Raw genomic sequence first — 24,062 nt, forward strand, 5'->3', positions numbered from 1 at the left:
GATGACCGTGCTGATCATCGGGTTCACCGCGATCATCCTCCTGATGATCGTGGTGGTCACCGATATCTCGAAGGTGTTCCTGGTCCGCCGGGACCTGGACGCGACCGCGGACGGGGCGGTGCTGGCGGCGGCCAACGGGCTGGCGGCGATCTACGCGCAGCCGGCCGCGGACGGGAACGCCGGGCTCGACCCGGACGAGGCGCGCCGGCTGACCGCCGAGTATCTGGATCAAGTTGCCGCGAGCAACAGATTCGACGGCCTGGACTGGTCGGCGGACGTCGCCGGTACGACGGTGACCGTGCGGCTCACGTCGTCCGTCGACCTCCCGTTCGAGCCGCCCGGCTGGCCCGGCTCCTCCGGCATCGCCTCGGAAGCCGCCGCCGTCGTGCCGATCCGATGAGCCCGCGGATCATGCCGTGGGTTTGCTCGGTCAGGCGAAGAGCCCTGGGTTGTCGTTCAGCCACGTGGTGAAGGTGCGGGCCGGGTGGCCGGTCAGTCGTTCGACGCCGGGCTCGATCGGCTGCGGCCTGCCGACCTGGGAAGCCCAATAGGCGAGCAACGTCTCGCGCTGGCCGGGGTCGCGCAGCTGCAGCTCGGCCCGGGCCTCGTCGGGGGTGAGCTCGACAGCCTCGATCGGCACCCCGGTGACCTGGGTGATCAGCTCGATCTGGTGCCGCCGGGTCATGGACTCCGGGCCGGTGAGCGGGTAGCCGCGGCCGTCGTGGCCGTTGCCCGGTCCGTCGAGCAGGACGCAGAGCGCGGCGTCGGCGATGTCCTGCTCGTGGATCGGCGCCTCTTCGGCGTCCAGGTACGGCAGCCGGATCTGCCCGGTCGCGCGGACCTGGTGTGACCAGAACGTCGCGTTGCTCATGAACGCGCCGGGCTGCAGCCGGGTGGTCGCGTAGGACCCGCCGGCGATGACGCGTTCGGTCCTTGCATGCGGGTCCTCGGGACCGCCCAGCGAGGACAGCGACGAGAGCATCACCACCTGCTTCACACCGGCGGCGTCGGCGGCCGCGACGAAGGCCGGCGCCGAGGACGGATCGGAGTACAGGAACACCTGGCTGATGCCGTGCAGCGCGGGACCGGGGTCGGCTGGGTCATAGCTGACCGCGGCAGCTCCCAGGGTCGAGGGTTCGCGGGAGGCGACGCGGACGTCGTGACCGGCGGCGGCGAGGCCGGTGGCGACGGCGCGGGCGATCTTGCCGCGGCCGCCGGTGACAAGAATTGTCATTGGATGTGCTCCAAAGATGTAGTGACTACAAGATTGGATGAAGTAAAGCAGATGCTCTACCCTCGGTGCAATGGAGGAGAGCGGGCGCCGGGAGCGGAAGAAGCGACAGACCCGGCAGGTCATCTCGGACGTCGCGACGACGCTGTTCCTGGAGCGCGGCTTCGATGCGGTGACCGTGGCGGAGGTGGCGCGCGCGGCGGATGTCGCCGTACAGACGGTGTTCAATCACTTCCCGACCAAGGAGGACCTGTTCTTCGACGAGCAGGGCTGGTGGCGCGGTCCGGCGCGGGCGATCCGGGAGGCACCGGCCGACGCGGATCCGGTGGATGTGCTGGAGGCGAGCTATCTGGCCGGGATCCGGGACCGGCTGGAGGTCGGGCATCTGGCGACCTGGAAGCAGTTCGTTCGCACGATCGAGGACAGCCCGGCCTTGCTGGCCCGTCGTCGCCTGAACGCGGCGGAACTCGAGACCTTGCTGACCGCCGCCCTCGACGAGCGGCGCCCCGAGCATCTGCGGAATCGGCTGATCGCCGCTCAGTTCGCGGGCGCGCTGAAGGTCCTGGAAGAAGAACTGCTGCGCCTACTGCCCGACAAGGCGTCCGCGGCCGACCTCGAAGACGTGCGGGTTGAGCTCGAGAAGGCGGTCGCCTATGTCTTCGGCGTCCTGCGGCATGGCCTCGGTTTACCGGTGACCACCGCCTAGCGGGTACGCTGCTTGGTTGTGGCTGGACTGGATTTTGACGCGGAGCTCAAGCAGCTCGACGCGACGCTGACCTCGATCGAGAAGGTGCTCGATCTCGATTCCCTGCGCAAGGAGATCGCCGAGCTCGGTGAGGCGGTCGCGGCACCCGACCTGTGGGACGACCAGGCGAACGCCCAGAAGGTGACGTCCCGGCTGTCCAGCCTGCAGTCCGATGTCGAGCGGGTGACCACGCTGCGCGGCCGCCTCGACGACCTCGGCGCACTGATCGAGCTCGGCCGCGAGGAGAACGACTCCGACAGCATGGCCGAGGCGGAGAAGGATCTCGGTCCGCTGAGCAAGGCGATCCAGTCCCTCGAGGTCCGCACGCTGCTGTCCGGTGAGTACGACGAGCGCGAGGCGCTGGTGACGATCCGGTCCGGCGCGGGCGGCGTGGATGCGGCCGACTTCGCCGAGATGCTGCAGCGGATGTACCTGCGCTGGGCCGAGCGGCACGGTTACCCGACCGAGGTCTACGACACGTCGTACGCCGAAGAGGCCGGGCTCAAGTCGACCACGTTCGGGGTCAAGGCGCCGTACGCGTACGGCACGCTGAGTGTGGAGTCGGGTACGCACCGGCTGGTCCGGATCTCGCCGTTCGACAACCAGGGTCGCCGGCAGACGTCGTTCGCGGCGGTCGAGGTGGTCCCGGTGCTGGAGCAGACCGACGAGATCGACGTACCCGAGGAAGAGCTGCGGATCGACGTGTACCGGTCGTCCGGTCCGGGTGGTCAGAGCGTCAACACGACCGACTCCGCGGTCCGGATCACCCACATCCCGACCGGCACCGTGGTCTCCTGCCAGAACGAGAAGTCCCAGCTGCAGAACAAGGCTTCCGCGATGGTGATCCTGAAGGCGAAGCTGCTGGCGCTGAAGAAGGCCGAGGAGCGGGCCCAGATCGACGCGCTGCGCGGTGACGTGCAGGGCTCGTGGGGCGACCAGATGCGGTCGTACGTGCTGCACCCGTACCAGATGGTGAAGGACCTGCGGACGCAGTACGAGTCCGGCAACACCTCCGGCGTCTTCGACGGCGAGATCGACGACTTCATCGAGGCCGGCATCCGCTGGCGCCGCACCGGCCAAACGGTTGCCGAGCACAACTGACCTCCGCGCGGATTGCAGTAGCTGCTTCGGGCTCTGCTGCGTCGCGCTGACGTTCAGCAGGTCCGCGGACTTCGCGATCGACAAGCCCGCGGGCGAGGCCTGCCCGAATCTGTCCACCGACTTCCGGTGCGGCATTCACAGCCAGCTGCGCTCCAAGGGCTTCCCGGGCTGCACGGTCTACGACTGCTTCGGCGCCGGTCAGGAGATCTCCCGGCGCGCCGGCACGAGCTGGCGGGAGCAGCCAGGGCAGGCGATGTTCGCGGCCCTGCCGATCCTGCGCCAGCTGCACGAGCTGCTGTGGTATCTCACGGAAGCCCTTGAATACAAGGCTTTCGACACCGAGGTGCGCGCGGCGATCGACCGGGTTGAAGGTGTGAGTCGTACGGCGGACCTGACCACTGTGGATGTGGACGCCGAGCGGGCCGCGGTCAACGAGTTGCTGCTGAAGACGAGTCAGCTCGTCCGTGGCAAGCAGACCAAGAAGAAGGACCGCCGCGGCGCCGACCTGATCGGCGCCCGTCTCCGTGGCGCCGACCTCGCGAAGGCCAACCTGCGCGGTGCGTACCTGATCGCCGCCGACCTGCGTGACGCGGACCTTCGCCAGGCGGACCTGATCGGCGCCGATCTTCGCGACGCCGACCTCCGCGGCGCCGACCTGACCGGCGCCCTCTTCCTCACGCAGTCCCAGGTCAACGCCGCCCGAGGTGACCGCACCACCAAGCTATCCCCGTCCCTCACCCGCCCTTCCCACTGGTGACCGACAATCCCTTACGGGCGCGAGCGCAGTTGGTGGGTGACTGGGGTCATGAGGAGGGAGATGGCGGTGATGGCGATTGCCACTGCGGCGAGTGCTCCGCCCTGGCCCCATGACGTGCCTGCCAGTGACAGGTACGCCGTACCGACCGTGGCCGCGCCGAGGGCGAGACAGGTCTGCTGGCTGGTGAGCAGGATGCCGCTGCCGAGGCCTGCCTGGGCCGCCGGGACCTGACCGAGCACGACGCCGATCAGCGGCACCATGACCAGGCCGGAGCCGAAGCCGGCGACCAGCATCGGTACGGCGAGCTTCCACGGGTTCACGTCCGGCCAGATGGTGAGGGCGACGAGTGCGAGCAGGGCGTAGCCGACGGCCTGGATGATCCACCCGCGCAGGATCAGGCCGGCGCCGTACCGCACCTGCAGACGCGGGCCGTAGATCGAGGTGATCAGGAACCCGACCGCCAGCGGCAGCAGGCTCAGACCGCCTTCCAGCGGGGACATGTGCGCCTCGCCCTGGGTGGCGAGCGCGAACACGAACATGAAGCCGCCGAAAGTGGTGAAGAACGCCACCGCCAGCAGGAGGCCGATCCGCATCGCGCGCAGCCGCAGGACGGTCGGCGGGATCAGTGGGGACTTGCCGGCCTGCTCCGAGCGGTGCTGGTGCAGGCCGAGCACCACCACGGCCGGAATCGTCGCGGCGAGGCAGAGCCACGTCCAGAGTGGCCAGTCGAGCGGTCGGCCCTCGGTGAGCGGCAGCAGCAGTAGCACCAGGGTCAGCGCGAGCAGTGCGGCGCCGACGAGGTCGACGCGCTGGGCCTTGTCGGCCTTGGTCTCTGGCAGCAGCCGGATCGCGGCTACGACGGCCAGGAGGCCGACCGGGACGTTGACGAGGAACACTGCCCGCCAGCCGAGGTCGAAGACATTGGCCTCGACCAGTACGCCGCCGAGGATCTGACCGAGTGCGGCCGCGGCACCGCCCGCGACACCGAACATGGCCATCGCGCGGGCGCGGTGTTCGCCGGTGAGGAGGCTGGAGATCGACGCGAGGACCTGCGGGGTCATGGCGGCGGCCGTGGCGCCCTGGACGACGCGGGCCGCGAGGAGTACGCCGATGGTCGGGGCGATGGCGCAGATCAGTGACATCACGGTGAAGCCGGTCAGGCCGATCAGGAACAGGCGCTTGCGGCCGAAACCGTCGCCGAGGCGACCGCCGACGACCAGCAGAGTCGCGTTGGCGATGCCGTAACTGCCGACGACGAGCTGCAGCTCGCCGGAGGACGCGCTCAGGTCCGAGCCGATGGCCGGCAGGGCGACGTTGATGATGAAGAAGGAGAGCATCGGCAGGAAGGCGCCGAAGAGCAAGGTGGTCAAGGCCACCGGCCCCAGCGGCGACGCGGCGGCACGCGGCCGGGCGGCGACCGGGGTGGTGGCGGCTTGGAGCTGGTCTGTCATGCCTCCACCCTGCGCCCGCCGGCAGCCGGGTACTAAGAGCCTGTTTATCCTGGTATTGCCACCACCTGGAACCAGGATGCTCTTGCCCGCATGATGGTGCCATGACCACTGTTCCAGCCGCCACCGACAGTTCTGTTCGCGTCATGCGGGGGGTGTCTGCGGGCCCTGCTGTGGACAAGGGGGAGCAGCGGCGGGAGCTCGGGGTGTTTCTGCGGAGCCGGCGGGAGCGGATTCAGCCGGACGAGGTCGGGTTTACGCCGGGTGGGCGGCGGCGGACGCCGGGGTTGCGGCGGGAAGAGGTGGCACTGCTCGCGGGGGTGGGCGTCACTTGGTACACGTGGTTGGAGCAGGGGCGGGACATCAACGTGTCGGCACAGGTGCTGGAGGCGGTGGCCAACACGTTGCGGCTCGACCGGCAGGAGCGCAATCACCTGTTCACCTTGGCGGGGCTCCAGCTCGGTCCGGCGCGGGGTGAGTGCGCGGTGCTGCCAGCGTCGCTCCAGAAGACGCTCGACGCGGTCTCGCCCTACCCGGCGCTGGTCCTGAACGCGCGCTACGACATCCTCGCGTTCAACGAGGCGTACTGCCGCGTGGTGCTGGACCTGCGCGAGATCCCGGTCGAGGAACGCAACATGCTCTGGGTGACGTTCGTGGCGAGCGAGTGGCGGTGCAGCTTCGTGGAGTCCGAGTCGATGAAGCTGCACATGGTCGCGGGGTTCCGGGCGGCGATGGCCGACCACGTGGGCGAGCCGGCCTGGCAGGACCTGGTCGCGCGGCTGCTCGCGGGGTCGAAGCTGTTCGCGGAGCTGTGGGAGCGGTACGAGGTTGCTGCCCCGAGCACCCGGATCAAGGTGCTGGAGAATGCGAAGGCCGGCGTACTGCGGATCGAGCCGGTCAACCTCTGGCTGTCGCAGCTCGGCCAGATCCGGGCGACGGTCTACACCCCCGCCGACGAGGCCACAGAAGCAAAGCTCCAAGCCCTCGCCGGCGCCACCTGAGCGGGCCGGAGTGGTTCCGATCAGGCGGTGTCGCGGTCCGGCCAGGCTGCCTTGAGGGTCTGGAGGGTGACGGCGATCGCCGGGCGGCGGGCGGTGGTCGTGCGCCAGACGGCGTACAGGCGGCGGCTCGGGGCGGGCTGGAGCGGTACGACGACCACACCGTCGGGGATCGGGCCGCGGCCGAGCCGGGGAAGCAGGCCGATACCGATGCCGCGGGCAAGCATGGCCAGCTGGGTCTGGTACTCCGCGACCGAGTAGGCGACGTTCGGCTCGACGCCGGCGCGACGCATCGTCCGGACCAGCCATTCGTGGCAGATCGACCCGGCCGGCTGGCAGATCCACCGCTCGCCGACCAGGTCCTCCGCGCGGACGAACTCCTTGCCTGCCAGGCGATGCGTCGTGGGGATCAGCACGTCAGCGGGATCCGATCCGAGCTTCACGCGCGACAAGCCCTCCGGCAGACCGAGCGGCGCGTTGTGCCAGTCGTGGACGACTGCGACGTGGATCTCGCCACGGTTGACCGCGGCAACGGCCTCGAACGGATCGGTCTCGACGACGCGGACGTCGAGTCCCGGATTGTCGTCGATCAACCGTGCCAGGGCCGGCGGCAACAATCCCCGGGCGGCGGTCGGGAACGCGGCGATGCTGAGCGTGCCGATCGCCTGGCCGCGCTGCTCTTCCAGGGTCAGCTCGGCATCCTCGACCAGCTCGAGGATGCGCGATGCCGTCGCTGCCAGCTCCCGCGCCGCATCGGTCAGGACGATCCCGCGTCCCTGGCGCTCGACCAGCGTCGTGCGCGTCTCCCGCTCCAGTTTGGCCAGCTGCTGCGACACCGCCGACGGTGTGTACCCGAGCACCTCGGCCGCGCGATTGACCGAGCCGTACTGGGCGACGGCGTGCAGAGCGCGGAGCCTGCCGAGATCGATCATGTAGCACTCCTACATCGAAGGCGATAGCAATCAGTGCTGGTCCTTAAGTGTAGTCCCGCCCAGACTGGATCGCATGAAGCCTCGTGACCTGCTGCTCGCGCTCGCCGTCGTTGTCGTCTGGGGTGTCAATTTCGTCGTCATCGAGGTCGGGCTGGAAGACTTCCCGCCGCTGCTGTTCTCCGCGCTGCGGTTCTTCTTCGCCGCCGTCCCGGCGATCTTCCTGCTCGGCAAGCCACGGGTGGCCTGGCGGTACGTGATCGGCGTCGGCCTCGCGCTCGGGGTGGCGAAGTTCGGGCTGCTCTTCATCGCGATGAAGAACGGCGTCCCGGCCGGCTTGGCGTCGCTGGTGCTGCAGTGCCAGGTGATCTTCACGGTCCTGTTCGCGATCGTCGTACTGCGCGAACGCCCGCGTCTGGCGCAGATGGCCGGCATCCTGATCGCCTGCTTCGGAATGGTCCTGATCATGCTCGACCACGGGCTGTCCGCCCCGCTGGGTGCACTCGCGCTGGTGATCGCGGCCGGCGCGTTCTGGGGAGTCTCCAACACGATCACCCGCTATGCGAAGCCGCAGGACACGTTGCGCTTCATGATCTGGGTCAGCGCGGTAGCCGTCGTACCGCTGCTGCTGTTGTCCCTCCTCACCGAGGGCGCGCAGGCGGACCTGGACGCGCTGCACCGGATCAGGCTCACCGGCGTCGGTGCGATCGCTTATGTCGCCTTCGCTGCCACCCTGTTCGGCTTCGGCGTTTGGGGCTATCTGCTGCGCCAGTACGACGCCAGCACCGTGGCGCCGTTCTCCCTCTTGGTGCCGATCGTCGGGATGGCGGCTGCCTGGCTGCTGCGCGGCGAGGCAGTCGGCCTGCAGCAGGGGATCGCGGCGGTCCTGGTGATCGGTGGGATGGCGTGCACGGTGATCCGGCGCCGGACCCCGCGCGCGGCGGAGTCCGGCGAGCGGGTCGTGGTGGAGTCAGCTGTCTGATCCGACGGGCAGCCGCATCGGCGGCATCTGCCAGCCGCGGGCCAGCGAGGACTCGTACGCCGGCGCACCACCGGCGAAGTACTCGGTGAACTTCATGATCAGCGGATCCCAGCGGAGCGGGTCGATGTAGCGGTCGTTGCTCATCAACAGGTCCTCGCGGACGTGCACGCGCTCGACCTTCATCTCCAGAGCACACAGGTGAGAGTCGGGTCCGCCGATGTCGTGGATGTTCACGATCCGGCCCTCGAGGTTGATCGGGCTCTCCTGGACCGCGTCGACATCGACCAGGTCACCCGGTTCGCGAGTCAGCCCGGCCGCCGCGAACTTGTCCGGCTCGAAGCGGTAGCCGCGGGCGCGCTTGGCGTCGGACATCTGCTCCGACCCGGTGAGCAACGCGATCCGGTCGAGGGCGGCGACCATGTCCGGATCGACCAGGTTGAGGACCACCTCGGGCCGCTCGGTGAGGTTCTTGACGGCCTGGGCGCTGGTGCCCATGCCCAGCATCGCGGTGTAGCCGAGCCACCAGGCCGACGACATCGGGCTGAGGTTCGTGCTGCCGTCGGGGTTGCGGGAGCTGATCAGCACGACCGGCGTGCCGAAATACAGGACCTTGGGTTCAACGGTTCGCTTCACGCTGATGGAACGTTGGTGCGCCAGGATGTGTGAGTGGACGCTCACGAAGTCAGCCGGCTGACCGCACGCTGGATCGAGAACCTCCCCGGCGAGGGCAGCACCGTCGTCTCCGGCCTCGGAGTCCAGCCACTCCTCGCGCTCCTCGCCGAGCTCGCCGACGACCCCGCGCGCACCGAGCTCGCCGAAGCCGCCGGTGGACGGTACGGCGGTCTCCTGCAGACGCCCGAACTCCGGATGGCCCTGGGCCTGTGGACGCGACCGCAGATCGAGTTGCAGCCGGGTGTGGATCGATTCCTGCCGCCGGAGGTCCGGGGCACGTTGACCGATCAGGCTGCGCTGGACGCGTGGGTGGTCGAGCACACCGACGGTCTGGTACGGCGGATGCCGATCGAGCTCAACCCGGATGTGCTCCTGGTGCTGGCGTCCGCGTTGGCCTTGAGGACCAAGTGGGCGTTGCCGTTTGTCGAGTACCCGCGCGGAGAGCGTCGCTGGTTGAGCCGGACCGACTATGACCTCGACACGGTTCGCGTGTTCGAGAGTCCGGCCGGTCTGCTCACCGTCGTGACGGTCGTCGGCACCGGGGAGTTCGACGTACGCCTGGTGGCGGGTGAGGCCGGTCGGGGCGCCGTACTCGCGGCTGCGCTCGAGCTGACCGGGGACGGGGTGAGTGGGTCGGAGTTGCTGGCTCGGGAAAGGTCCGCGCCGGCTCTGGAGGTGATCGAGTCGATGTCGCCGGTGCCGAGCGTGATCCTGTCGCTGCCGTACTTCGAGGTCGACGCGGAGCACGATCTGCTCGAGCATCCCGAGGTGTTCGGTCTGCGAGCGGCGATGGACAACAGCCAAGGACATTTCCCTGGGCTGAGTCCGCAGCCCCTCGCCGTCGACCAGGCCAAGCAGGCCGTCATGGCACGCTTCTCCGCCACCGGCTTCGAGGCAGCCGCCGTCACCGCAATGGCCATGGCCGCCGGATCCGCCCCAACCCCAGGCGCCAAGGCCCTGCTCATCTCCTTGGAGGGACCGTTCGGCTTCATCGCGGTCCATCGGCCGACCGGCGTCCCCGTGGTCGCCGGGTGGATCGCCGGTGCATGACGACAGGTGGCAGGGTGGAGGGTATGGATGCCGACGTCGTGCGCGCAGTCAACGACCTCACCACCCGCTGGGCTCGCGAGCTCCCAGAGGGCAACACCCTCGTGTCCGGGCTCGGGCTGTGGCCGTTGCTCGCGATCCTGGCAACGGCCGCCGACGAACCAGGCCGCGCCGAGCTCGCCGCAGCCGCCGGTCTACCCGCCGATCAGGGTTCCGCGCAGGCGCTGGGGTTGATGCAGGCGATCGACGGGTCGGCCGATCTGCATGCGGCGCTGGCCGTGTGGGTGAGCGAGCACCTCAAGCTCGCCGAGTCCTTCGACAGCGTGCTGCCGGCTCCGCTGGTCGGCATGCTCACCGGGAAGTCCGCGGTCGACAAGCCGAAGCTGGACGCCTGGGCCGCGGAGCACACCAACGACCTGATCCGCGAGATGCCGCTCGAGATCACCCCCGACGTCATGCTCGTCCTCGCGTCGGCCCTGTCGCTGCGCACCACCTGGGTCCGCCCGTTCACCGAGCAGATCAAGCGTGTGTACGACGGTCCGTGGTCCGGCGGCTCGTGGCATTGGCTGGAGCGCGTCGACAACGACCTCGACGCTGTACGGCGCTACGACGACGACCTGACCGTGATCACGGTGCGCGGCGACGCGGATGTCGACGTACTGCTCGGAGTCGGCCCGGGTGGGCAGGCCGACGTACTCGCGGGTCTGCTCGGGGCCGCGGCTCGCCCGGCTGACGGCGTACCGGGAAGTCAGCTGATCGACCAGGGTCAGCCCGGCACGCAGCTCGCGCCTGGGGTGAAGGTCGGGCAGACCACGGCGCTGCGGCAGGATCTGAAGCTGACGTTGCCCGCGTTCAACGTCGAGGCGGAGCACGATCTGCTGGCGTTGCGTGAGCTGTTCGGGCTGAGCGCGGTCACCACGGATCCGGGCGAGCACGGTCACTTCAGTGCGATCAGTCCGACGCCGCTCGCGGTTGGGCAGGCCAAGCAGAAGGTGCTCGCGCGGTTCTATGCGACCGGGTTCGAGGCCGCGGCGGTCACGTCGATGGCGCTGATGCGGACCTCGATGCCGACGCGGCAGGCGCGCCGGCTCGAGGTCGCGCTGGACCAGCCGTTCGCGTTCGCCGCCGTACTGCGGGAGTCACGCCTGCCGATCGTGGCCGGCTGGGTCGCGACACCTACTGTGCCGGGAGACTGAACAGCCGGTTGAGCAGCGCGGACGCCTCGTCGACGCCCACGCGGTCGCCGGTGAGGAGCAGGTCGAACAGCAGGCCGCGTGAGGCTGCCAGACCGAGCCGCGCGTACGCCGGAGCCTCGTCGGGCGGGATTCCCGCTCGGACACACAAATCGATGAGCGGTGGCAGCCAGACGCTGATCAGGTCGCCTTTGAGTGCCTCGGTGTGCGGGAGATCCTGCATCGCGTGGGCGCTCAGTTCGAAGAACAGCGGGCCGTAGATCAACGCCGCCTCGGTGACGCGGCGCCAGAACTCGTCGGCCTGCTCCGCGATCGGCCGGTCGGTCCGGCTGAGCGTGGCAAGCAGGTCGCGTTGTTGCTGCTCGACGGTGCGGACCACCTCGGCGAGCAGTCCCTCCCGGGACCCGAAGTGGTAGATCAGCATCCGGTGGCTGGTGCCGATCGAGCCGGCGATGCTCCGCAGGCTGGCGTCTCCGATGCCGTTCTTCGCAAAATGCTCAACGGCATCGGAGAGCAGCGATTCACGACTCACTGATCTGCTTCAGCTTCTCCGTCTCGGTGGCGATGTACCGCTTGGTGAGACCGGCGTACAGCCTGCCGAACAGCCAACCGAGCGGGCCTTCCTGGATGATCGTCGCCGTCGCCACCGTGCCTTCCGGCGTACTGGTGACCCGGTGAACGCCGGTGGTCTTGATGCCGGGGGCCTTGGAGACCCACTCGAAGTACTCGCCCTCTTTGAGTTCCGTCACCTCCCAGATCGCGACCGGAAGCTTCGGCTGGCGGATGCGGGTCTTGGCGCCGATGTGGATCCGGCCGGCGTCGAGCCGCTCGACCGAATCGACCGTCGGGGTCCAGTCGGGCCATCGCTCGACGTCGCTGAACACTTCCCACACCCGCTCGGGTGGGGCCTGAATCGTACTGGAATGATCGAAGCGCATGTACCAAATGGTACATCAGGTCTTCGTCAGGGTTCCATAGGCACTCGTGGCACTTCCGCCGCTGCCAGGTAGGGTCTGGGGCCATGGCTGACCAGAACGTCCCGCAGAACGTGCAGAACGAGCAGGATCCGGGCGCGAACACGCAGATGTTCCGCGCCTTCGTCAACGAGGGCCAGACCGAGGCCACCACCGAACCCAAGCTGAACGGCCGCGTCCTGGCCGTCGTCGGTGCCGCTGTGGTCCTGATCGCCGTCATTGCCGCGATCGCCGTTTTCTGAACTTGACCAAAGTTCAGGTCGCGGTCGTCAGAGTCTTCACCGACTCCGACGGCCGGTTCGGCAACCCCCTCGGCATCGTCGACGGCGCCCTCGTCCCGCCCGCCGACCGGCAGCGGGTCGCCGCCGCGCTGGGCTTCAGTGAGACCGTGTACGTCGACGACGCGGCAACCGGCGCGATCCGGATCTTCTCCGGCACCACCGAAATGCCCTTCGCCGGCCACCCCACCGTCGGCGTCGCCTGGTGGCTCCAATCCCAGGGCCACTCCGTCGGCACCCTCCGCGTCCCCGCAGGCGACATCCCCGTCACGCGAGACGGCGACCTGATCTCAGTCCGCGCCAACAGCAGTTGGGGCAGCGACTGGGACTGGCACCAACTGCCGACCCCCGAGGACGTCCTCGCCGCCGCCCCCACGTCCTACTCGGCCGGCCACACCTTCATCTGGTCCTGGCAAGACGAACCCAACGGCATCATCCGGGCCCGGGCCTTCGCCCCCGCCATGGGTGTCGAAGAAGACGAAGCCACCGGCTCCGCCGTCACCCAGCTGACGGCCCACCTGGCCCGCAACCTCCTAGTCGTCCAAGGCGCCGGCTCCCACCTCCACACCACCTACGATCCCCCCACCCACGCCACCGTAGGCGGCCACGTCCACCCCACCGAGCCGCGCACCATCACGATCTGACCGCCCGGAATCCGGCATCCGTTGACGGGTGTGGGGGAGCGGATGAAGGATGGGTGCTCGGCTAGTTGGGGAGGTTCTGGTGGCTGAGGTTGTCAGGGCGGCGCTGGTGCAGACGTCGTGGACCGGGGACAAAGAGTCCATGATCAAGGCGCATGAGGAGTACGCGCGGCAGGCGGCGGCCGCCGGAGCGCGGGTGATCTGTTTCCAGGAACTGTTCTACGGGCCGTATTTCTGCCAGCTCCAGGACACCGAGTACTACGAGTACGCCGAGTCTGTGCCGGGACCGACGACCGAGCGGTTCGCCGCGCTGGCCAAGGAACTCGGGATGGTGATGGTGCTCCCGGTGTACGAGCAGGAGCAGCCGGGCGTGCTGTACAACACCGCCGCCGTCATCGATGCCGATGGCAAGTATCTGGGCAAGTACCGGAAGAACCACATCCCGCAGGTGAAGGGGTTCTGGGAGAAGTTCTACTTCCGCCCGGGGAACCTCGGCTATCCGATCTTCGACACCGCGGTCGGCCGGATCGGCGTCTACATCTGCTACGACCGGCACTTCCCCGAGGGCTGGCGGGCGCTCGGCCTGGCTGGTGCGAAGATCGTGTTCAACCCGTCCGCGACCAGCCGTGGGCTCTCGGCGTACCTCTGGAAGCTGGAGCAGCCCGCGAGTGCGGTGGCCAACGAGTACTTCATCGGCGCGATCAACCGGGTCGGGATCGAGGCCGACTTCGGTGACAACGACTTCTACGGTACGTCGTACTTCGTCGACCCGGAGGGGAAGTTCGTCGGCGACGTCGGCCACGACCACGATCCGGAACTGATCATCCGCGACCTGGACCTCGGCCTGCTGGACACGGTCCGCGACCGCTGGCAGTTCTACCGCGACCGCCGCCCGGACGCCTACGGAGACCTGACGAAGCCGTAACCGCACAACACCGTCTCAAAGAGGAGCGGATATGTCGTTGCTGGTCAAGGGTGGAACTGTCATCGGACCGACCGGGACGAGGGTCGCGGATGTACTGGTCGAGGGCGAGAAGATCGTCGCCGTACTGGACCCGTCGTTCACCCCGGCGGTCACCGCGGACGAGGTGATCGATGCCACCGGCAAGTACGTGATCCCGGGCGGGATCGACGCGCACACGCACATGGAACTGCCGTTCGGCGGCACCGCGGCGAGTGACACCTTCGACACCGGGACCCGGGCGGCCGCCTGGGGCGGTACGACGACCATCATCGACTTCGCCGTCCAGAGGACCGGTGAAGTGGTGCAGGACGGACTCGCCGCCTGGCACACCAAGGCCGAAGGCAACTGTCACATCGACTACGCGTTCCACATGATCCTCGGCGGCGTCGACACCGACGCGCTGAAGGCGATGGACCAACTGGTCGCCGACGAGGGCATCACCAGCTTCAAGCTGTTCATGGCCTACCCGGGCGTTTTCTACTCCGACGACGGCCAGATCCTGCGGGCGATGCAGACCGCGCGGGAGAACGGCGCGATGATCATGATGCACGCGGAGAACGGCATCGCCATCGACGTCCTGGTGCAGCAGGCGCTGGCTCGCGGTGAGACCGACCCGATCTACCACGGCATCACGCGTCCGCCGGCGCTGGAGACCGAGGCGACCAGCCGGGCGATCGCGCTGGCGGAGGTCGCCCAGGACTGCCCGCTCTACATCGTCCACCTGTCGGCGAGCGGAGCCCTGGAGGCCGTCGCCCAGGCGCGTGACAACGGCCGGAACGTGTTCGCCGAGACCTGCCCGCAGTACCTCTATCTGACCTTGGAGGACCAGCTCGGCGCGCCCGGGTTCGAAGGGGCGAAGTGGGTCTGCTCGACCCCGCTGCGCAGCAAGTACGAGTCGCACGCGAAGGATCTGTGGAAGGGCCTCAGGAGCAACGATCTGGCGATCGTGTCGACCGATCACTGCCCGTTCTGCATGAAGGACCAGAAGGAGCTGGGCATCGGCGACTTCTCCAAGATCCCGAACGGGATCGGCGGCGTCGAGCACCGCGTCGACCTCATCTACCAAGGCGTCGTGGACGGCAAGCTCTCGCTGGAGCGCTGGGTCGAGACGATCTCGACGACGCCGGCCCGGATGTTCGGGCTGTACCCGCAGAAGGGGATCGTCCAGCCCGGCTCGGACGCCGACCTGGTCGTCTACGACCCGGACGGTACGACGCGGATCGGTGTCGAGACGCATCACATGAACATGGACTACTCGGCGTACGAAGGGGTCGAGATCCAGGGCCGGGTGGGCACCGTGATCTCGCGCGGCGAGGTGATCGTGGCTGACGGCAACTACCATGGCCGCAAGGGCCGGGGGAAGTTCCTGAAGCGTGGCCTGTCGTCGTACTTGATGTAAGGGGACAACCGTGGACTTCGGAGTGGTGTTCCAGTGCGATCCGCCCGCGTCCACGGTCGTAGACCTGGCGCGGAAGGCCGAGGACGCCGGGTTCGGCTACGTCTGGACGTTCGACTCGCACCTGCTCTGGCAGGAGCCGTTCGTCATCTACAGCCAGATCCTGGCCACGACGCAACGGGTGATCGTCGGCCCGATGGTGACGAACCCGGGCACCCGGGACTGGACCGTGATCGCGTCCCAGTTCGCCACCCTGAACGAGATGTTCGGCAACCGGACGATCTGCGGCATCGGCCGCGGCGACTCCGCGCTGCGGACGCTCGGCGCCAAACCCGGCACGATCGACGAGCTGAAGCAGTGCGTCGAGATCGTCCGCTCGCTGGCCCGCGGCGAAACGGTCGAGTACCGCGGTCAGCAGCTCAAGTTCGCCTGGGTCGACGATGGTGCGCTGGACGTCTGGGTCGCAGCGTACGGACCGAAGGCGCTGGCCGCGACCGGCGAGGTCGGCGACGGCTACATCCTGCAGTTGGCCGACCCTGACATCGCCGAGTGGATGATCACCGCCGTACGGCGCTCTGCCGAGCAGGCCGGCCGGGATCCGGCCGCGATCAAGTTCTGCGTCGCGGCACCGGCGTACGTCGGGGGCGACCTGGACCATCAGCGCGAGCAGACCCGCTGGTTCGGCGGGATGGTCGGCAACCACGTGGCCGACATCGTCTCCAGATACGGCACTTCCGGCGCGGTGCCTAAGGCGCTGACGGACTACATCGAGGGGCGCAAGGGCTACGACTACAAGGAACACGGGCGCGCGGGCAACACCCACACCGCCTTCGTCCCGGATGAGGTCGTCGACCGGTTCTGCATCCTCGGCCCGGTCGAGAATCACCTGGCCCGGCTGGAGGAGCTGAAGGCGCTCGGCGTCGATCAGTTCGCGGTGTACCTGCAGCACGACGCGAAGGAAGAGACGTTGGCCGCCTACGGCAAGGACATCATCCCGGCGTTCTGAGCTGGAGCTGCTCGGCTGCGTGTGCCAACCGCAGTCCGGTCTGCGTCGCACCGTACGACGTCGTGGGCGGGTAGCCCGTGGTCACGGTCCGGGTGACCAGTTCGGCGGACTCGAGGTCCTTCAACGCCAGCGTCAGCGCGCGGTTCGAGGTGCCGGGCAGGGCGTTGCGCAGCTCGGAGAAGCGGCGCTCGCCGGCCGTGAGCAGCACGAGGATCGGCAGGGACCACTTCTTCAGGCCGACCTCGCTTGCGCCGAGCTCGTGCAGCAGGTCCGTCAGCGCGGCGGCAGGCTCGGCGAGTTGCGCGCCGACCTCGGTCAGCAGGTACTCCGGTCGCAGTGGGTGACCGTGTCCGGGGTTGCGCCGGATGAGGCCGGCCTCGGTCAGGAAGGCGAGCGTCCGGCTGAGGGACTCGCGGCCGACGCCGAGGTTGTGGGTCAGGTTCACGAAGCGCCCGCCGTAGCCGCGGTGCAGTTCGGCGAGCACCGGGACGGCCCAGCGGAGGTGGACCAGGGTCGCCAGCGTTGACACGAAAGTAAGCTTAGTATAAAAACAGGACCATGAGTGGGATCGAGTACGACGGGCGCGCGGTCTGCGCGCTCGAGGTCGCCGACCTGGAGCAGTCGCTCCGGTGGTACGAGCAGGCGCTGGGATTCGAGGTCGTCCACCGGCTGGAGTCCTGGGGCTGGGCCGAGCTGAGTACGCCGCTACCCGGGATCTCGATCGGGATCGGCCAGACCGAGAAGCCGAAGACCGAGGGCGGGGTCGTCGTCACGTTCGGGGTCCACGACATCGACAAGGCTCGCGCACACCTCGAGTCGCTCGGCACACGCTTCGACGGGGAGACCCGGCAGATCGCGGACGAGGTACGCCTCGCCACGTTCTACGACCCGGACGGCAACACGTTCATGCTCGCCCAGCGGCTCGTCGAGGTAGCACGCCCAACGGCCAGAGAGTCATGAGCCCCCGCCCGTCCGACGGCCACGGAGTCATGAGCCCTCGCCCGCCCGACGGCCACGGAGTCATGAGCCCCGGCCGCCCCGACGGCCTGGGGATCATGAGATCCCGGGCGCTCGCCGGGGAGTCGTGAGCACGCCGCCGCGGCCGGGGATGGAGAGCCTGACACTCGTCCTGCTGCGCCGCCCGGCCGAGCCGCCGGTCCTGCCCGACAACGAGCAAGACCGGATCCAGGAAGCCCACCTCGCCTTCCTCGACAGACTCCGCAAGGAAGGCGTGATGGGCGCGGCGGGCCCGTTCCGCGACCACGCCGACGAAACCCTCCGCGGCCTGTGCGTCTACCGAACCGGCATCGAAGAAGCCCGCCGCCACGCCTCCGACGACCCAGCCGTCCAGGCAGGCCTCCTCGAGGCCGACCCAATCACCTGGTGGTTCCGCGCAGGCGAGATCCACCTGCGTTGACCACTCGATCTCTCAGTGACGGCGAAGCCATCATGCTGGTGGCAGGCGACAAGTCGGGTCGGTGGGAGAGTTGGTACCGGACGGCTGTTCCGCTGGCGGACGAGAGGTTCGCGGAGCACCTGATCGCGCTGAAGGAGGAGGGCTGAGGATGAGCGACTACGCCGACTGGAAAGACGTCAAGGCCAGGGCACGCGCCGCCGATCCGCGCACTGCCGCCGAGCGCGCCGCGGGCAAGGATGTGGCCCGTGAGCGTCGGGAGTCCTACATTCGTGGGCATCAGCTCGCCGAGATGCGCAAGGCGGCGGGGGTTACCCAGGCAGGTCTCGCGGAGTTGCTGCACGTCTCGCAGGCGCGCATCTCGAAGATCGAGAACGGTGAGATCTCGGGGATCGAGGTCATTCGTGCGTACGTCACCGCCCTCGGTGGCACTGTGGACCTGGTCGCAACCCTCGGCGACAGGACCTGGAAGGTCGCCTGACGCCGCCGTTGAGCCCGTCGGCAAGCTTGTCCGCCAAGGCTGAAGGTTCTACGGGTTGGGGGTCCAGCGGTAGGCCCCTGGGAGTAGGTCGGTGGCTAGGACTGAGCCGACGCCGTCGGGGGTTGGCAGGATGACTCGGATGGCTGGGTGGTAGTCGACGAGGATCTGGCGGTCGCGGCCGCACGGGCCGACCACGCCGCGGCCTTCGTTGCCTACGGCTACGATTGTGGTGAGTTCGCGGGCTCCTTCGGCGCGGGCGCGGCCGAGGGCGACCAGTTCGGCACAGGGGCCGCCGGTGAAGTGGTAGAGGTTGATCCCGCGTACATCCGGCCGTCCACACCGCGTACGGCGGCGCCCATCGTGTAGACGCCGTCCGGTCCGTCGGTGTTCGCGTCCACGGTCCGGCGGGCCAGTTCGATCAGCTCGCGGTCCTCGTCGGTCAAGGGATGCACAGTGATCATCCCTTTAGCCTGTCACGCGCAGCACCCCGACCGGTTGACGGGACCTGGTGCCGGCGCTGACGAGCCCGCGACCTCGGACAGGTAGTCGGGACCTCGGCCACGGCACAGCCTGTCCGAGGTCACCAGATGGTGTCCGAGGTCGCCCGGGTCGGTACCCCCGGCGACCGGCAAGACGAGCGCGTCCTGTCACCGCACCTGCCCGCCGGTGCGGGCCGCTCGGGTGCGGACGGTGGCTGGGGCAGCTGGACAGGAGGTGTCCGCCCTGGCCCCGGACAAGCCGGCAGGGGCCAGGCCTGAGTGCCTCGCCCAACCAGTACCCCTGGACCGACACTTCCTGTCGAGCTGCACACCAGCCGACCTCGCTCACTTCGCCAACACATCCAGCAGGCGTGCTCGCCGGCCTGATCACCCGCTTCGACCGGGCCGTCCAGGCAGGTCTCCTCGAGGCCGAACCAATCACGTGGTGGTTCCGCACCGGCGAAATCCACCTGGCCTGACCGGAGCCGAGCGGCGGCTGCCGGGCAACGGGGTCTACGGGTTGGGGGTCCAGCGGTAGGCCCCCGGTAGTAGGTCGGTGGCGAGGACTGAGCCGGCGCCGTCGGGGGTTGGCAGGATGACGCGGATGGCTGGGTGGTAGTCGACGAGGATCTGGCGGTCGCGGCCGCAGGGGCCGATCACGCCGCGGCCTTCGTTGCCTACGGCCACGATCGTGGTGAGTTCGCGGGCGCCTTCGGCGCGGGCGCGGCCGAGGGCGACCAGTTCGGCACAGGGGCCGCCGGTGAAGTGGTAGAGGTTGATCCCGGCGTACATCCGGCCGTCGACACCGCGTACGGCGGCGCCCATCGTGTAGACGCCGTCCGGTCCGTCGGTGTTCGCGTCCACGGTCCGGCGGGCCAGTTCGATCAGCTCGCGGTCGTAGTCGGTCAAGGGCTGGATGTCCATCAGTTGTTGATCCGTTTCAGCTCGGCGTCAACTACGGTCTTGACTGTCTTGATCTCGGTGGCCGGGTCGGCGCCGCTGCGGATGATCCGGTTCAGCGCGTCGGAGTACGCCGTACTGGACTTCGGCGACCAGAGGATCGGCGTCTGCGCGTGGCCGTTCTCGTTGACGAACCTGACCGCGTCGGCGGCCGGGCCGGACTTCAGCTTGTCCGCCTTCGCGGCCAGGCTCTTGCGGGCCGGGATGTGGAAGCCGTACGACTGCGCGAAGTCGAGCTGGTCGTCTGTCTGGTCGACCCACAGCCACTTGACGAACTTCTTCGCCGCGTCGACGTTCTTCGACTTGGCGTTCACACACGAACCGTAGGCGCCGACCGGGACACTCGGCTTGCCGGTGGTCGCGTTCAGCTTCGGCCACGGGAGTACGCCGAAGTCGTCGGGGAACGCCTTCTGGATGGCCGACAGGGTCCATAGGCCGGTGAACTGCATCGCCGTCAGGCCCTGCGTGAACGCCGACGGGTCGGACCAGTCGGTCGGTGCCCCGAGCAACAGAGTCTTCGAGGTGAACAGCTCGCGCAGCTTGCGCAGCGACTCGATCGCGGCCGGGTCGTCGAAGCCGAACTGGTTGTCCTCCGTCAGGTAGTCCAACCCGGCCGACCACAGCGCCGGTCCGCCGAGGACGCCGACGCCGCCGTCGTTGCCGACGAACAGGCCCTTCACCTTGTCAGTGGTCAGCTTGTGAGCGGCCGCGAGCAGGTCGTCGACGGTCTCGGGCGGCTGCACGGCGGCCGCGCCGAGCAGGCTCTTGCGGTAGACGAGCAGCTGCATGTCGGTGACCTGCGGGACCGCGTACAGCTTGCCCTGGTAGGTCATCCGGTCGATCAGCGACGGCGTGAAGTCGGACTTGGCGTCACCGAGCAGATCGGTCAGCTCGACCACCTGGTTGGCCTTGATCATGTCGATGGTCGGCCCGTTGACGGACTCGAACACGTCCGGACCCTGGTCGGTGAGCAGCGCGGTCGACATCTTCTTGTCGTAGTCGCCCGGCGACCACTGCACGGTCACGGTCGCGTCCAGGTACGCCTTCGCGTACCTCTCGACCGCCTGCTGCGTCCCGGCTTCGCCGTACTGGTGATACCACTGCGCCAACGCCGGCTTGTCTCCCGACGCCGCGTCCGACCGCCCGGTGTTGGATCCACACCCAGCCACCGCCATCGCCGCGATCCCGCCACCCACCGCCAGCAACCGCCGCCTGCTAACCCCAGCCATCCGCCGTATCTCCATCCCGCGCAGTCCCACAGCCCGCGCACCACCCCAGACCCTACGAACTGCGGGGGGTCGTCGGATCACGTATGCTGGTCGGCATGTTCTGCTTCTGTGACTAGGGATCGCTCCTGCGCGTGGTTTGCGCGGTCGAGGCCGAATTCGTGGTGCGGCGTCCGGTTGGGGCGTCGTCGATCTCCAGGAGTGTTCTCTTGTCCGGCACAGTTCGTGCCGGGAGCTACCGTGATGTGCTGTTGTTGCCGTTGGCGCTGCGCACGTTCGTGCCGGCGCTGCTCGGCCGGTTGTCGTACGGTCTGCTCCCGCTGTCGTTGCTTTTCACCGTCCAGCAGTCCACCAACTCTTTCGCCACGGCGGGTGCCGCGGTCGCGATCTTCGGGCTCGCGTCGCTGTCGATGCCTTACAAGGCGCGGCTCGTCGACCGCTTCAGTCAGCGCCGGGTGCTCCCGCCCCTCGCTGTCGGCTGTTCCGCCGCCCTTGTTGTCATTGCGAGTACGACGAGCAACCTCGTACTCGTGGCTGCGGCAGGACTGCTCGCACCTCCGCTGGGACCGTCAATGCGGTCCAATTGGCGACTGCTCACCGACGGATCGGCCCTCAAAGAACGGGCCAATGCGTTGGATGCGGTCAGCGAGGAATGCCTCTTCCTCGGCGGTCCGTTGCTCGCCGGTGCGCTGATCAGCGTGGCGTCCGCGCCCGCCGCGCTCGGCTGCTCCGCGGGCCTGATGGTCGTCGGCACCCTCGCCATGGTGACCAGTCCGGTCACGCGACACGCAACAGTGGCACCGGCGACCCGCCATCCGCTGGGACCACTGGTGATCCCGGGCCTGCGACGGATTCTGGTCGTCATCATGGTCACGGCGTCCGGGGTCAGTCTCGCCTACCTCTGTGTGGCCGGAGTCGCTCAGCGCGCGGGCCATCCCGGCGCGGCGGGGTACGTCGAGGCCGCGATCGGGCTCGGCAGTGTCACCGGTGGGCTGCTGTGGGCTCGTCGCAGCCACACCCGCTCGTGGTCGACTCACCTCGGCGGGCTGATCGCCGTACTGGCTGTCGGTCTGCTCGCGGCCTCGTTCGCGACCAATCTGCTCGTGCTCGGAGTTGTGATGGGTGCGGCCGGTGTCGCCGTGGCGCCGCTCTTCGTGGTGTCCTACCTGGCTGCGGACAACGTCACTCCGCCGCACCAGCGCACCGAGGCGAGCACGTGGATCAACACCGCCAACAACCTCGGCTCGTCGGCGGGTTCCGCGCTGGCCGGGCTGCTGATCCAGCGGACCACGCCGTCGCACGGGTTCCTGGCGGGCGGCGTACTGCTTGCTGTCGTCGCCGCGATCGTCTGGGTGTCAGGCGTCCGACAGGCGGGCGATGGTGGCTGAGGCTCGGCGGACGATCGGGACAGGGCCTTCGGGAAGGACGTCGCCGATGAAGGTGTAGTGCCGAAGGATGTCGGGATCGACGCCGCCGGGCCGGTGCCGGCTGTGGTCGCGGACCCAGTCGATGATGTCGCCCCAGCCGGGGGCCGCGAGCGAGCCACCGAAGTGCTGGACGGACAGTCCCGCGCAGAGATTGCCGAAGGCGAGTCGGTGCGCGAGCGGCCAGCCGCGGAGCGTCCCGAGGACGAGCGATGCGAGGAAGACGTCGCCGGCGCCGGTCGGGTCGTAGGAGCGGACCGGCAGCGCCGGCACCTGCTCCTCTTCGCCGGTCGCGGAGTCGATCGCGAGTACGCCGTCCGCGCCGTTGGTGACGACCGCCAGCGGGACACGCTCGGCCAGCTTGTGCAGCGCGGCCTTCGGCGTGTCGGTGCGGGTGTAGGCCATCGCTTCGGTCGCGTTCGGCGTGAAGGCGTGAAAGCCCTCGAGTACGTCGAGCACCGCGGGCGACCACTCGTCGGTCGGGTCCCAGCCGACGTCGCCGAACAGCAGGGTGCCGGACTGCATCGCCTCGATGGTCCAGTCGGGCAGTTCGTCGGCGACCGGGACGATCGCCGAGCGGGTCTTCAGGCCGGGGCCGACCAGTTTGCTCGGATCGCCGGGGGCCTCGTGGGCGTGGGTGACCATGGCCCGGTCCCGGTCGATCGACATCGACACCGTCACCGGGGAGTGCCAGTGGCCGATCCGGCGGGAGTGGGACAGATCCACCCCCTCCTGGTCGGCCAGGGTCCGCCAGCAGAAGTCGGCGTACACATCGTCGCCGAAGACCGCGGCCAGGCCGCTCTTCAGGCCGAGCCGCGCGGCCGCGATGGCGAAGTTCGCGACGCCGCCGGGGCACGAGCCCATCCCCTCGGCGAAGATCTCGGTGCCGGTGGTCGGGGCGGACTCCAGACCGGTCATCACGATGTCGAGGAACACGGTCCCCTGCACGAACACGTCGTAGGCGTCGGACTTGTTCATCACGATGACACTGCTCCTTGTCATGCTGGCGGTTCTGTCGGTGGCCGGTGGGATGCTCCTTCGTAGCATCATCGACCGGTCAGCACCACGGAATTGGGAGAACATTGATGAGTGCCGGGGCGTGTCCGTGATTCCGACCTGGATCGGGGTGGTGGGTGTCATCATGGCCGCCCTCAGTCCGTTGCTCGTCCTCGCTGGCGTCGCGCTGGGTTCGTACATGGTCCGCAAGTCGGATCGCGAGCTGAACACCTGGCGACATCGCGAGGAGACCATGCGAATGGTCCGGTGGGCGGTCGAGCAGATCCTCGAGGGTACGGACGCGGGCACGGATGCGGGCGTGGTCACGCTGCGTTCGCTCATGCGCTCCGAGCTGCTACAGCCCGAGGACTACGAACTGGTCGCCGCGCTGACCGGCTCCGTCGCGATCGACCGGGTCGGCGCGGCCGCGTACGCTGATATTGCGGACGCGGACATCGAGGTCGTCGAGGGAGACGGTGAGCATGGCTGAGAAGAGGACCGTGAGGGTCTCCCGCCAGGCCGTCGAGCTGGCCCGGTTGCACGTCGAGGCGGCCCGCCGAGCCGGCCGCAAACCCGAGCCGGGCGTGGCCCGCATCGCCGACGCCCGCCCGGACAACGGCACGGCTCCCAGCCCGGCCTGATCCGAGGCGTCGTACGTCGTTCGTCGTGCACCGTCTATCGGACGCGCGCGTACGGACCGGCCCGTCAGGTCGGCGGCAC

General features: G+C 68.6%; 31 protein-coding genes. 20 read left to right on the top strand and 11 right to left on the bottom strand.

Going from position 1 to position 24,062, the window contains the following annotated elements:
- Position 1 precedes the first annotated feature (1 nt).
- Positions 2-400, top strand: a complete 399-nt coding sequence (locus tag ACXC9Q_RS40895) for a pilus assembly protein TadG-related protein (protein WP_457062344.1) — start codon at positions 2-4, stop codon at positions 398-400.
- A 30-nt stretch (positions 401-430) separates the two neighbouring features.
- Here ACXC9Q_RS40895 and ACXC9Q_RS40900 read toward each other — a convergent pair whose 3' ends face one another.
- Positions 431-1,234, bottom strand: coding sequence for an SDR family oxidoreductase (locus tag ACXC9Q_RS40900; protein ID WP_457062346.1), 804 nt, complete (start codon positions 1,232-1,234; stop codon positions 431-433).
- A gap of 70 nt (positions 1,235-1,304) precedes the next feature.
- Here ACXC9Q_RS40900 and ACXC9Q_RS40905 point away from each other — a divergent pair, with 70 nt between their 5' ends.
- From ACXC9Q_RS40905 to ACXC9Q_RS40915, 3 genes are read left to right on the top strand one after another with little or no spacing between them, the layout of a single operon-like run.
- Positions 1,305-1,937, top strand: coding sequence for a TetR/AcrR family transcriptional regulator (locus ACXC9Q_RS40905; RefSeq protein WP_457062347.1), 633 nt, complete (start codon positions 1,305-1,307; stop codon positions 1,935-1,937).
- Positions 1,938-1,955: 18 nt separating this feature from the next.
- On the top strand, positions 1,956-3,077 hold the full coding sequence (gene prfB / locus ACXC9Q_RS40910; RefSeq protein WP_329474408.1) for a peptide chain release factor 2: 1,122 nt from the start codon (positions 1,956-1,958) through the stop codon (positions 3,075-3,077).
- Positions 3,061-3,834 (top strand): pentapeptide repeat-containing protein, encoded by a 774-nt coding sequence (locus tag ACXC9Q_RS40915; protein WP_457062349.1) that lies wholly within the window; start codon positions 3,061-3,063, stop codon positions 3,832-3,834. Before prfB ends, ACXC9Q_RS40915 begins: the two co-directional genes overlap by 17 nt.
- Positions 3,835-3,845: 11 nt before the next feature.
- Here ACXC9Q_RS40915 and ACXC9Q_RS40920 read toward each other — a convergent pair whose 3' ends face one another.
- Positions 3,846-5,285 carry an MFS transporter gene (locus ACXC9Q_RS40920; protein ID WP_457062351.1) on the bottom strand — a complete coding sequence of 480 codons (1,440 nt, stop codon included), beginning with the start codon at positions 5,283-5,285 and terminating at the stop codon, positions 3,846-3,848.
- Positions 5,286-5,386: 101 nt separating this feature from the next.
- Here ACXC9Q_RS40920 and ACXC9Q_RS40925 point away from each other — a divergent pair, with 101 nt between their 5' ends.
- A complete protein-coding gene (locus ACXC9Q_RS40925) occupies positions 5,387-6,283 on the top strand; it encodes a helix-turn-helix transcriptional regulator (RefSeq protein WP_457062353.1) in 897 nt (298 codons plus the stop codon).
- A 20-nt stretch (positions 6,284-6,303) separates the two neighbouring features.
- On the opposite strand, the gene ACXC9Q_RS40930 is transcribed toward ACXC9Q_RS40925, so the two are convergent.
- Complete coding sequence (locus ACXC9Q_RS40930; RefSeq protein ID WP_457062354.1) at positions 6,304-7,212, bottom strand: LysR family transcriptional regulator; 909 nt, start codon at positions 7,210-7,212, stop codon at positions 6,304-6,306.
- Positions 7,213-7,285: 73 nt separating this feature from the next.
- On the opposite strand from ACXC9Q_RS40930, the gene ACXC9Q_RS40935 reads away from it, so the two are divergent.
- A complete protein-coding gene (locus ACXC9Q_RS40935; protein WP_457062356.1) occupies positions 7,286-8,191 on the top strand; it encodes an EamA family transporter in 906 nt (301 codons plus the stop codon).
- Here ACXC9Q_RS40935 and ACXC9Q_RS40940 read toward each other — a convergent pair.
- On the bottom strand, positions 8,180-8,824 hold the full coding sequence (locus tag ACXC9Q_RS40940; protein ID WP_457062357.1) for a flavin reductase family protein: 645 nt from the start codon (positions 8,822-8,824) through the stop codon (positions 8,180-8,182). The two genes, ACXC9Q_RS40935 and ACXC9Q_RS40940, sit on opposite strands and share 12 nt — an antisense overlap.
- 33 nt (positions 8,825-8,857) lie before the next feature.
- On the opposite strand from ACXC9Q_RS40940, the gene ACXC9Q_RS40945 reads away from it, so the two are divergent.
- Both ACXC9Q_RS40945 and ACXC9Q_RS40950 read left to right on the top strand, forming a co-directional pair.
- A complete protein-coding gene (locus tag ACXC9Q_RS40945) occupies positions 8,858-9,913 on the top strand; it encodes a serpin family protein (protein ID WP_457062359.1) in 1,056 nt (351 codons plus the stop codon).
- A gap of 23 nt (positions 9,914-9,936) precedes the next feature.
- On the top strand, positions 9,937-11,106 hold the full coding sequence (locus ACXC9Q_RS40950) for a serpin family protein (RefSeq protein ID WP_457062360.1): 1,170 nt from the start codon (positions 9,937-9,939) through the stop codon (positions 11,104-11,106).
- Here the strand turns inward: ACXC9Q_RS40950 and ACXC9Q_RS40955 are convergent.
- Complete coding sequence (locus tag ACXC9Q_RS40955; protein WP_457062362.1) at positions 11,087-11,635, bottom strand: TetR/AcrR family transcriptional regulator; 549 nt, start codon at positions 11,633-11,635, stop codon at positions 11,087-11,089. The two genes, ACXC9Q_RS40950 and ACXC9Q_RS40955, sit on opposite strands and share 20 nt — an antisense overlap.
- Positions 11,625-12,041, bottom strand: coding sequence for an SRPBCC family protein (locus ACXC9Q_RS40960; protein WP_457062364.1), 417 nt, complete (start codon positions 12,039-12,041; stop codon positions 11,625-11,627). The genes ACXC9Q_RS40955 and ACXC9Q_RS40960 overlap by 11 nt, the downstream gene beginning before the upstream one ends.
- An 83-nt stretch (positions 12,042-12,124) precedes the next feature.
- Here ACXC9Q_RS40960 and ACXC9Q_RS40965 point away from each other — a divergent pair, with 83 nt between their 5' ends.
- The 5 genes from ACXC9Q_RS40965 (at position 12,125) to ACXC9Q_RS40985 (ending at position 16,362) form a co-directional block, all read left to right on the top strand.
- Entirely contained in the window at positions 12,125-12,319 is a 195-nt protein-coding gene (locus tag ACXC9Q_RS40965; RefSeq protein WP_457062365.1) for a hypothetical protein, read from the top strand.
- 2 nt (positions 12,320-12,321) lie between these two features.
- Positions 12,322-12,999 (top strand): PhzF family phenazine biosynthesis protein, encoded by a 678-nt coding sequence (locus ACXC9Q_RS40970; protein ID WP_457062367.1) that lies wholly within the window; start codon positions 12,322-12,324, stop codon positions 12,997-12,999.
- A gap of 79 nt (positions 13,000-13,078) precedes the next feature.
- Positions 13,079-13,921: a nitrilase-related carbon-nitrogen hydrolase gene (locus tag ACXC9Q_RS40975; protein WP_457062369.1), complete on the top strand. Its 843-nt coding sequence runs from the start codon at positions 13,079-13,081 to the stop codon at positions 13,919-13,921.
- A 31-nt stretch (positions 13,922-13,952) separates the two neighbouring features.
- Complete coding sequence (gene hydA / locus ACXC9Q_RS40980) at positions 13,953-15,359, top strand: dihydropyrimidinase (protein ID WP_457062370.1); 1,407 nt, start codon at positions 13,953-13,955, stop codon at positions 15,357-15,359.
- A 10-nt stretch (positions 15,360-15,369) separates the two neighbouring features.
- Positions 15,370-16,362, top strand: coding sequence for a TIGR03842 family LLM class F420-dependent oxidoreductase (locus ACXC9Q_RS40985; protein ID WP_457062371.1), 993 nt, complete (start codon positions 15,370-15,372; stop codon positions 16,360-16,362).
- Here ACXC9Q_RS40985 and ACXC9Q_RS40990 read toward each other — a convergent pair.
- Positions 16,346-16,891: a winged helix-turn-helix transcriptional regulator gene (locus ACXC9Q_RS40990; RefSeq protein ID WP_457062373.1), complete on the bottom strand. Its 546-nt coding sequence runs from the start codon at positions 16,889-16,891 to the stop codon at positions 16,346-16,348. The genes ACXC9Q_RS40985 and ACXC9Q_RS40990 overlap by 17 nt on opposite strands.
- Positions 16,892-16,920: 29 nt before the next feature.
- Between ACXC9Q_RS40990 and ACXC9Q_RS40995 the strand changes: the two genes are divergently transcribed.
- The 4 genes from ACXC9Q_RS40995 (at position 16,921) to ACXC9Q_RS41010 (ending at position 18,257) form a co-directional block, all read left to right on the top strand.
- A complete protein-coding gene (locus ACXC9Q_RS40995) occupies positions 16,921-17,322 on the top strand; it encodes a VOC family protein (protein ID WP_457062375.1) in 402 nt (133 codons plus the stop codon).
- Positions 17,323-17,446: 124 nt separating this feature from the next.
- Positions 17,447-17,779, top strand: a complete 333-nt coding sequence (locus ACXC9Q_RS41000) for a YciI family protein (RefSeq protein WP_457062377.1) — start codon at positions 17,447-17,449, stop codon at positions 17,777-17,779.
- Positions 17,776-17,925 carry a hypothetical protein gene (locus tag ACXC9Q_RS41005; RefSeq protein ID WP_457062379.1) on the top strand — a complete coding sequence of 50 codons (150 nt, stop codon included), beginning with the start codon at positions 17,776-17,778 and terminating at the stop codon, positions 17,923-17,925. The genes ACXC9Q_RS41000 and ACXC9Q_RS41005 overlap by 4 nt, the downstream gene beginning before the upstream one ends.
- A gap of 2 nt (positions 17,926-17,927) precedes the next feature.
- Complete coding sequence (locus ACXC9Q_RS41010) at positions 17,928-18,257, top strand: helix-turn-helix domain-containing protein (protein WP_457062381.1); 330 nt, start codon at positions 17,928-17,930, stop codon at positions 18,255-18,257.
- 218 nt (positions 18,258-18,475) lie between these two features.
- Here ACXC9Q_RS41010 and ACXC9Q_RS41015 read toward each other — a convergent pair whose 3' ends face one another.
- From ACXC9Q_RS41015 to ACXC9Q_RS41025, 3 genes are all read right to left on the bottom strand, one after another.
- Complete coding sequence (locus ACXC9Q_RS41015; protein ID WP_457062383.1) at positions 18,476-18,718, bottom strand: hypothetical protein; 243 nt, start codon at positions 18,716-18,718, stop codon at positions 18,476-18,478.
- A 531-nt stretch (positions 18,719-19,249) separates the two neighbouring features.
- Positions 19,250-19,660: a cytidine deaminase family protein gene (locus ACXC9Q_RS41020; protein ID WP_457062384.1), complete on the bottom strand. Its 411-nt coding sequence runs from the start codon at positions 19,658-19,660 to the stop codon at positions 19,250-19,252.
- A complete protein-coding gene (locus ACXC9Q_RS41025; protein ID WP_457062385.1) occupies positions 19,660-20,925 on the bottom strand; it encodes an ABC transporter substrate-binding protein in 1,266 nt (421 codons plus the stop codon). Before ACXC9Q_RS41025 ends, ACXC9Q_RS41020 begins: the two co-directional genes overlap by 1 nt.
- Positions 20,926-21,131: 206 nt before the next feature.
- Between ACXC9Q_RS41025 and ACXC9Q_RS41030 the strand changes: the two genes are divergently transcribed.
- The gene (locus ACXC9Q_RS41030) at positions 21,132-22,310 is read left to right on the top strand and encodes an MFS transporter (protein WP_457062386.1); all 1,179 of its coding nucleotides are present in this window, start codon (positions 21,132-21,134) and stop codon (positions 22,308-22,310) included.
- On the opposite strand, the gene ACXC9Q_RS41035 is transcribed toward ACXC9Q_RS41030, so the two are convergent.
- The gene (locus ACXC9Q_RS41035; RefSeq protein ID WP_457062387.1) at positions 22,278-23,348 is read right to left on the bottom strand and encodes a carbohydrate kinase family protein; all 1,071 of its coding nucleotides are present in this window, start codon (positions 23,346-23,348) and stop codon (positions 22,278-22,280) included. The genes ACXC9Q_RS41030 and ACXC9Q_RS41035 overlap by 33 nt on opposite strands.
- A gap of 97 nt (positions 23,349-23,445) precedes the next feature.
- Here ACXC9Q_RS41035 and ACXC9Q_RS41040 point away from each other — a divergent pair, with 97 nt between their 5' ends.
- Together ACXC9Q_RS41040 and ACXC9Q_RS41045 are read left to right on the top strand one after the other, a co-directional pair.
- Positions 23,446-23,832, top strand: a complete 387-nt coding sequence (locus ACXC9Q_RS41040; protein ID WP_457062388.1) for a hypothetical protein — start codon at positions 23,446-23,448, stop codon at positions 23,830-23,832.
- On the top strand, positions 23,825-23,983 hold the full coding sequence (locus ACXC9Q_RS41045) for a hypothetical protein (protein WP_457062389.1): 159 nt from the start codon (positions 23,825-23,827) through the stop codon (positions 23,981-23,983). The genes ACXC9Q_RS41040 and ACXC9Q_RS41045 overlap by 8 nt, the downstream gene beginning before the upstream one ends.
- The last annotated feature ends 79 nt before the right edge of the window (positions 23,984-24,062 follow it).

It is taken from the genome of Kribbella sp. CWNU-51 (genome assembly GCF_054073265.1).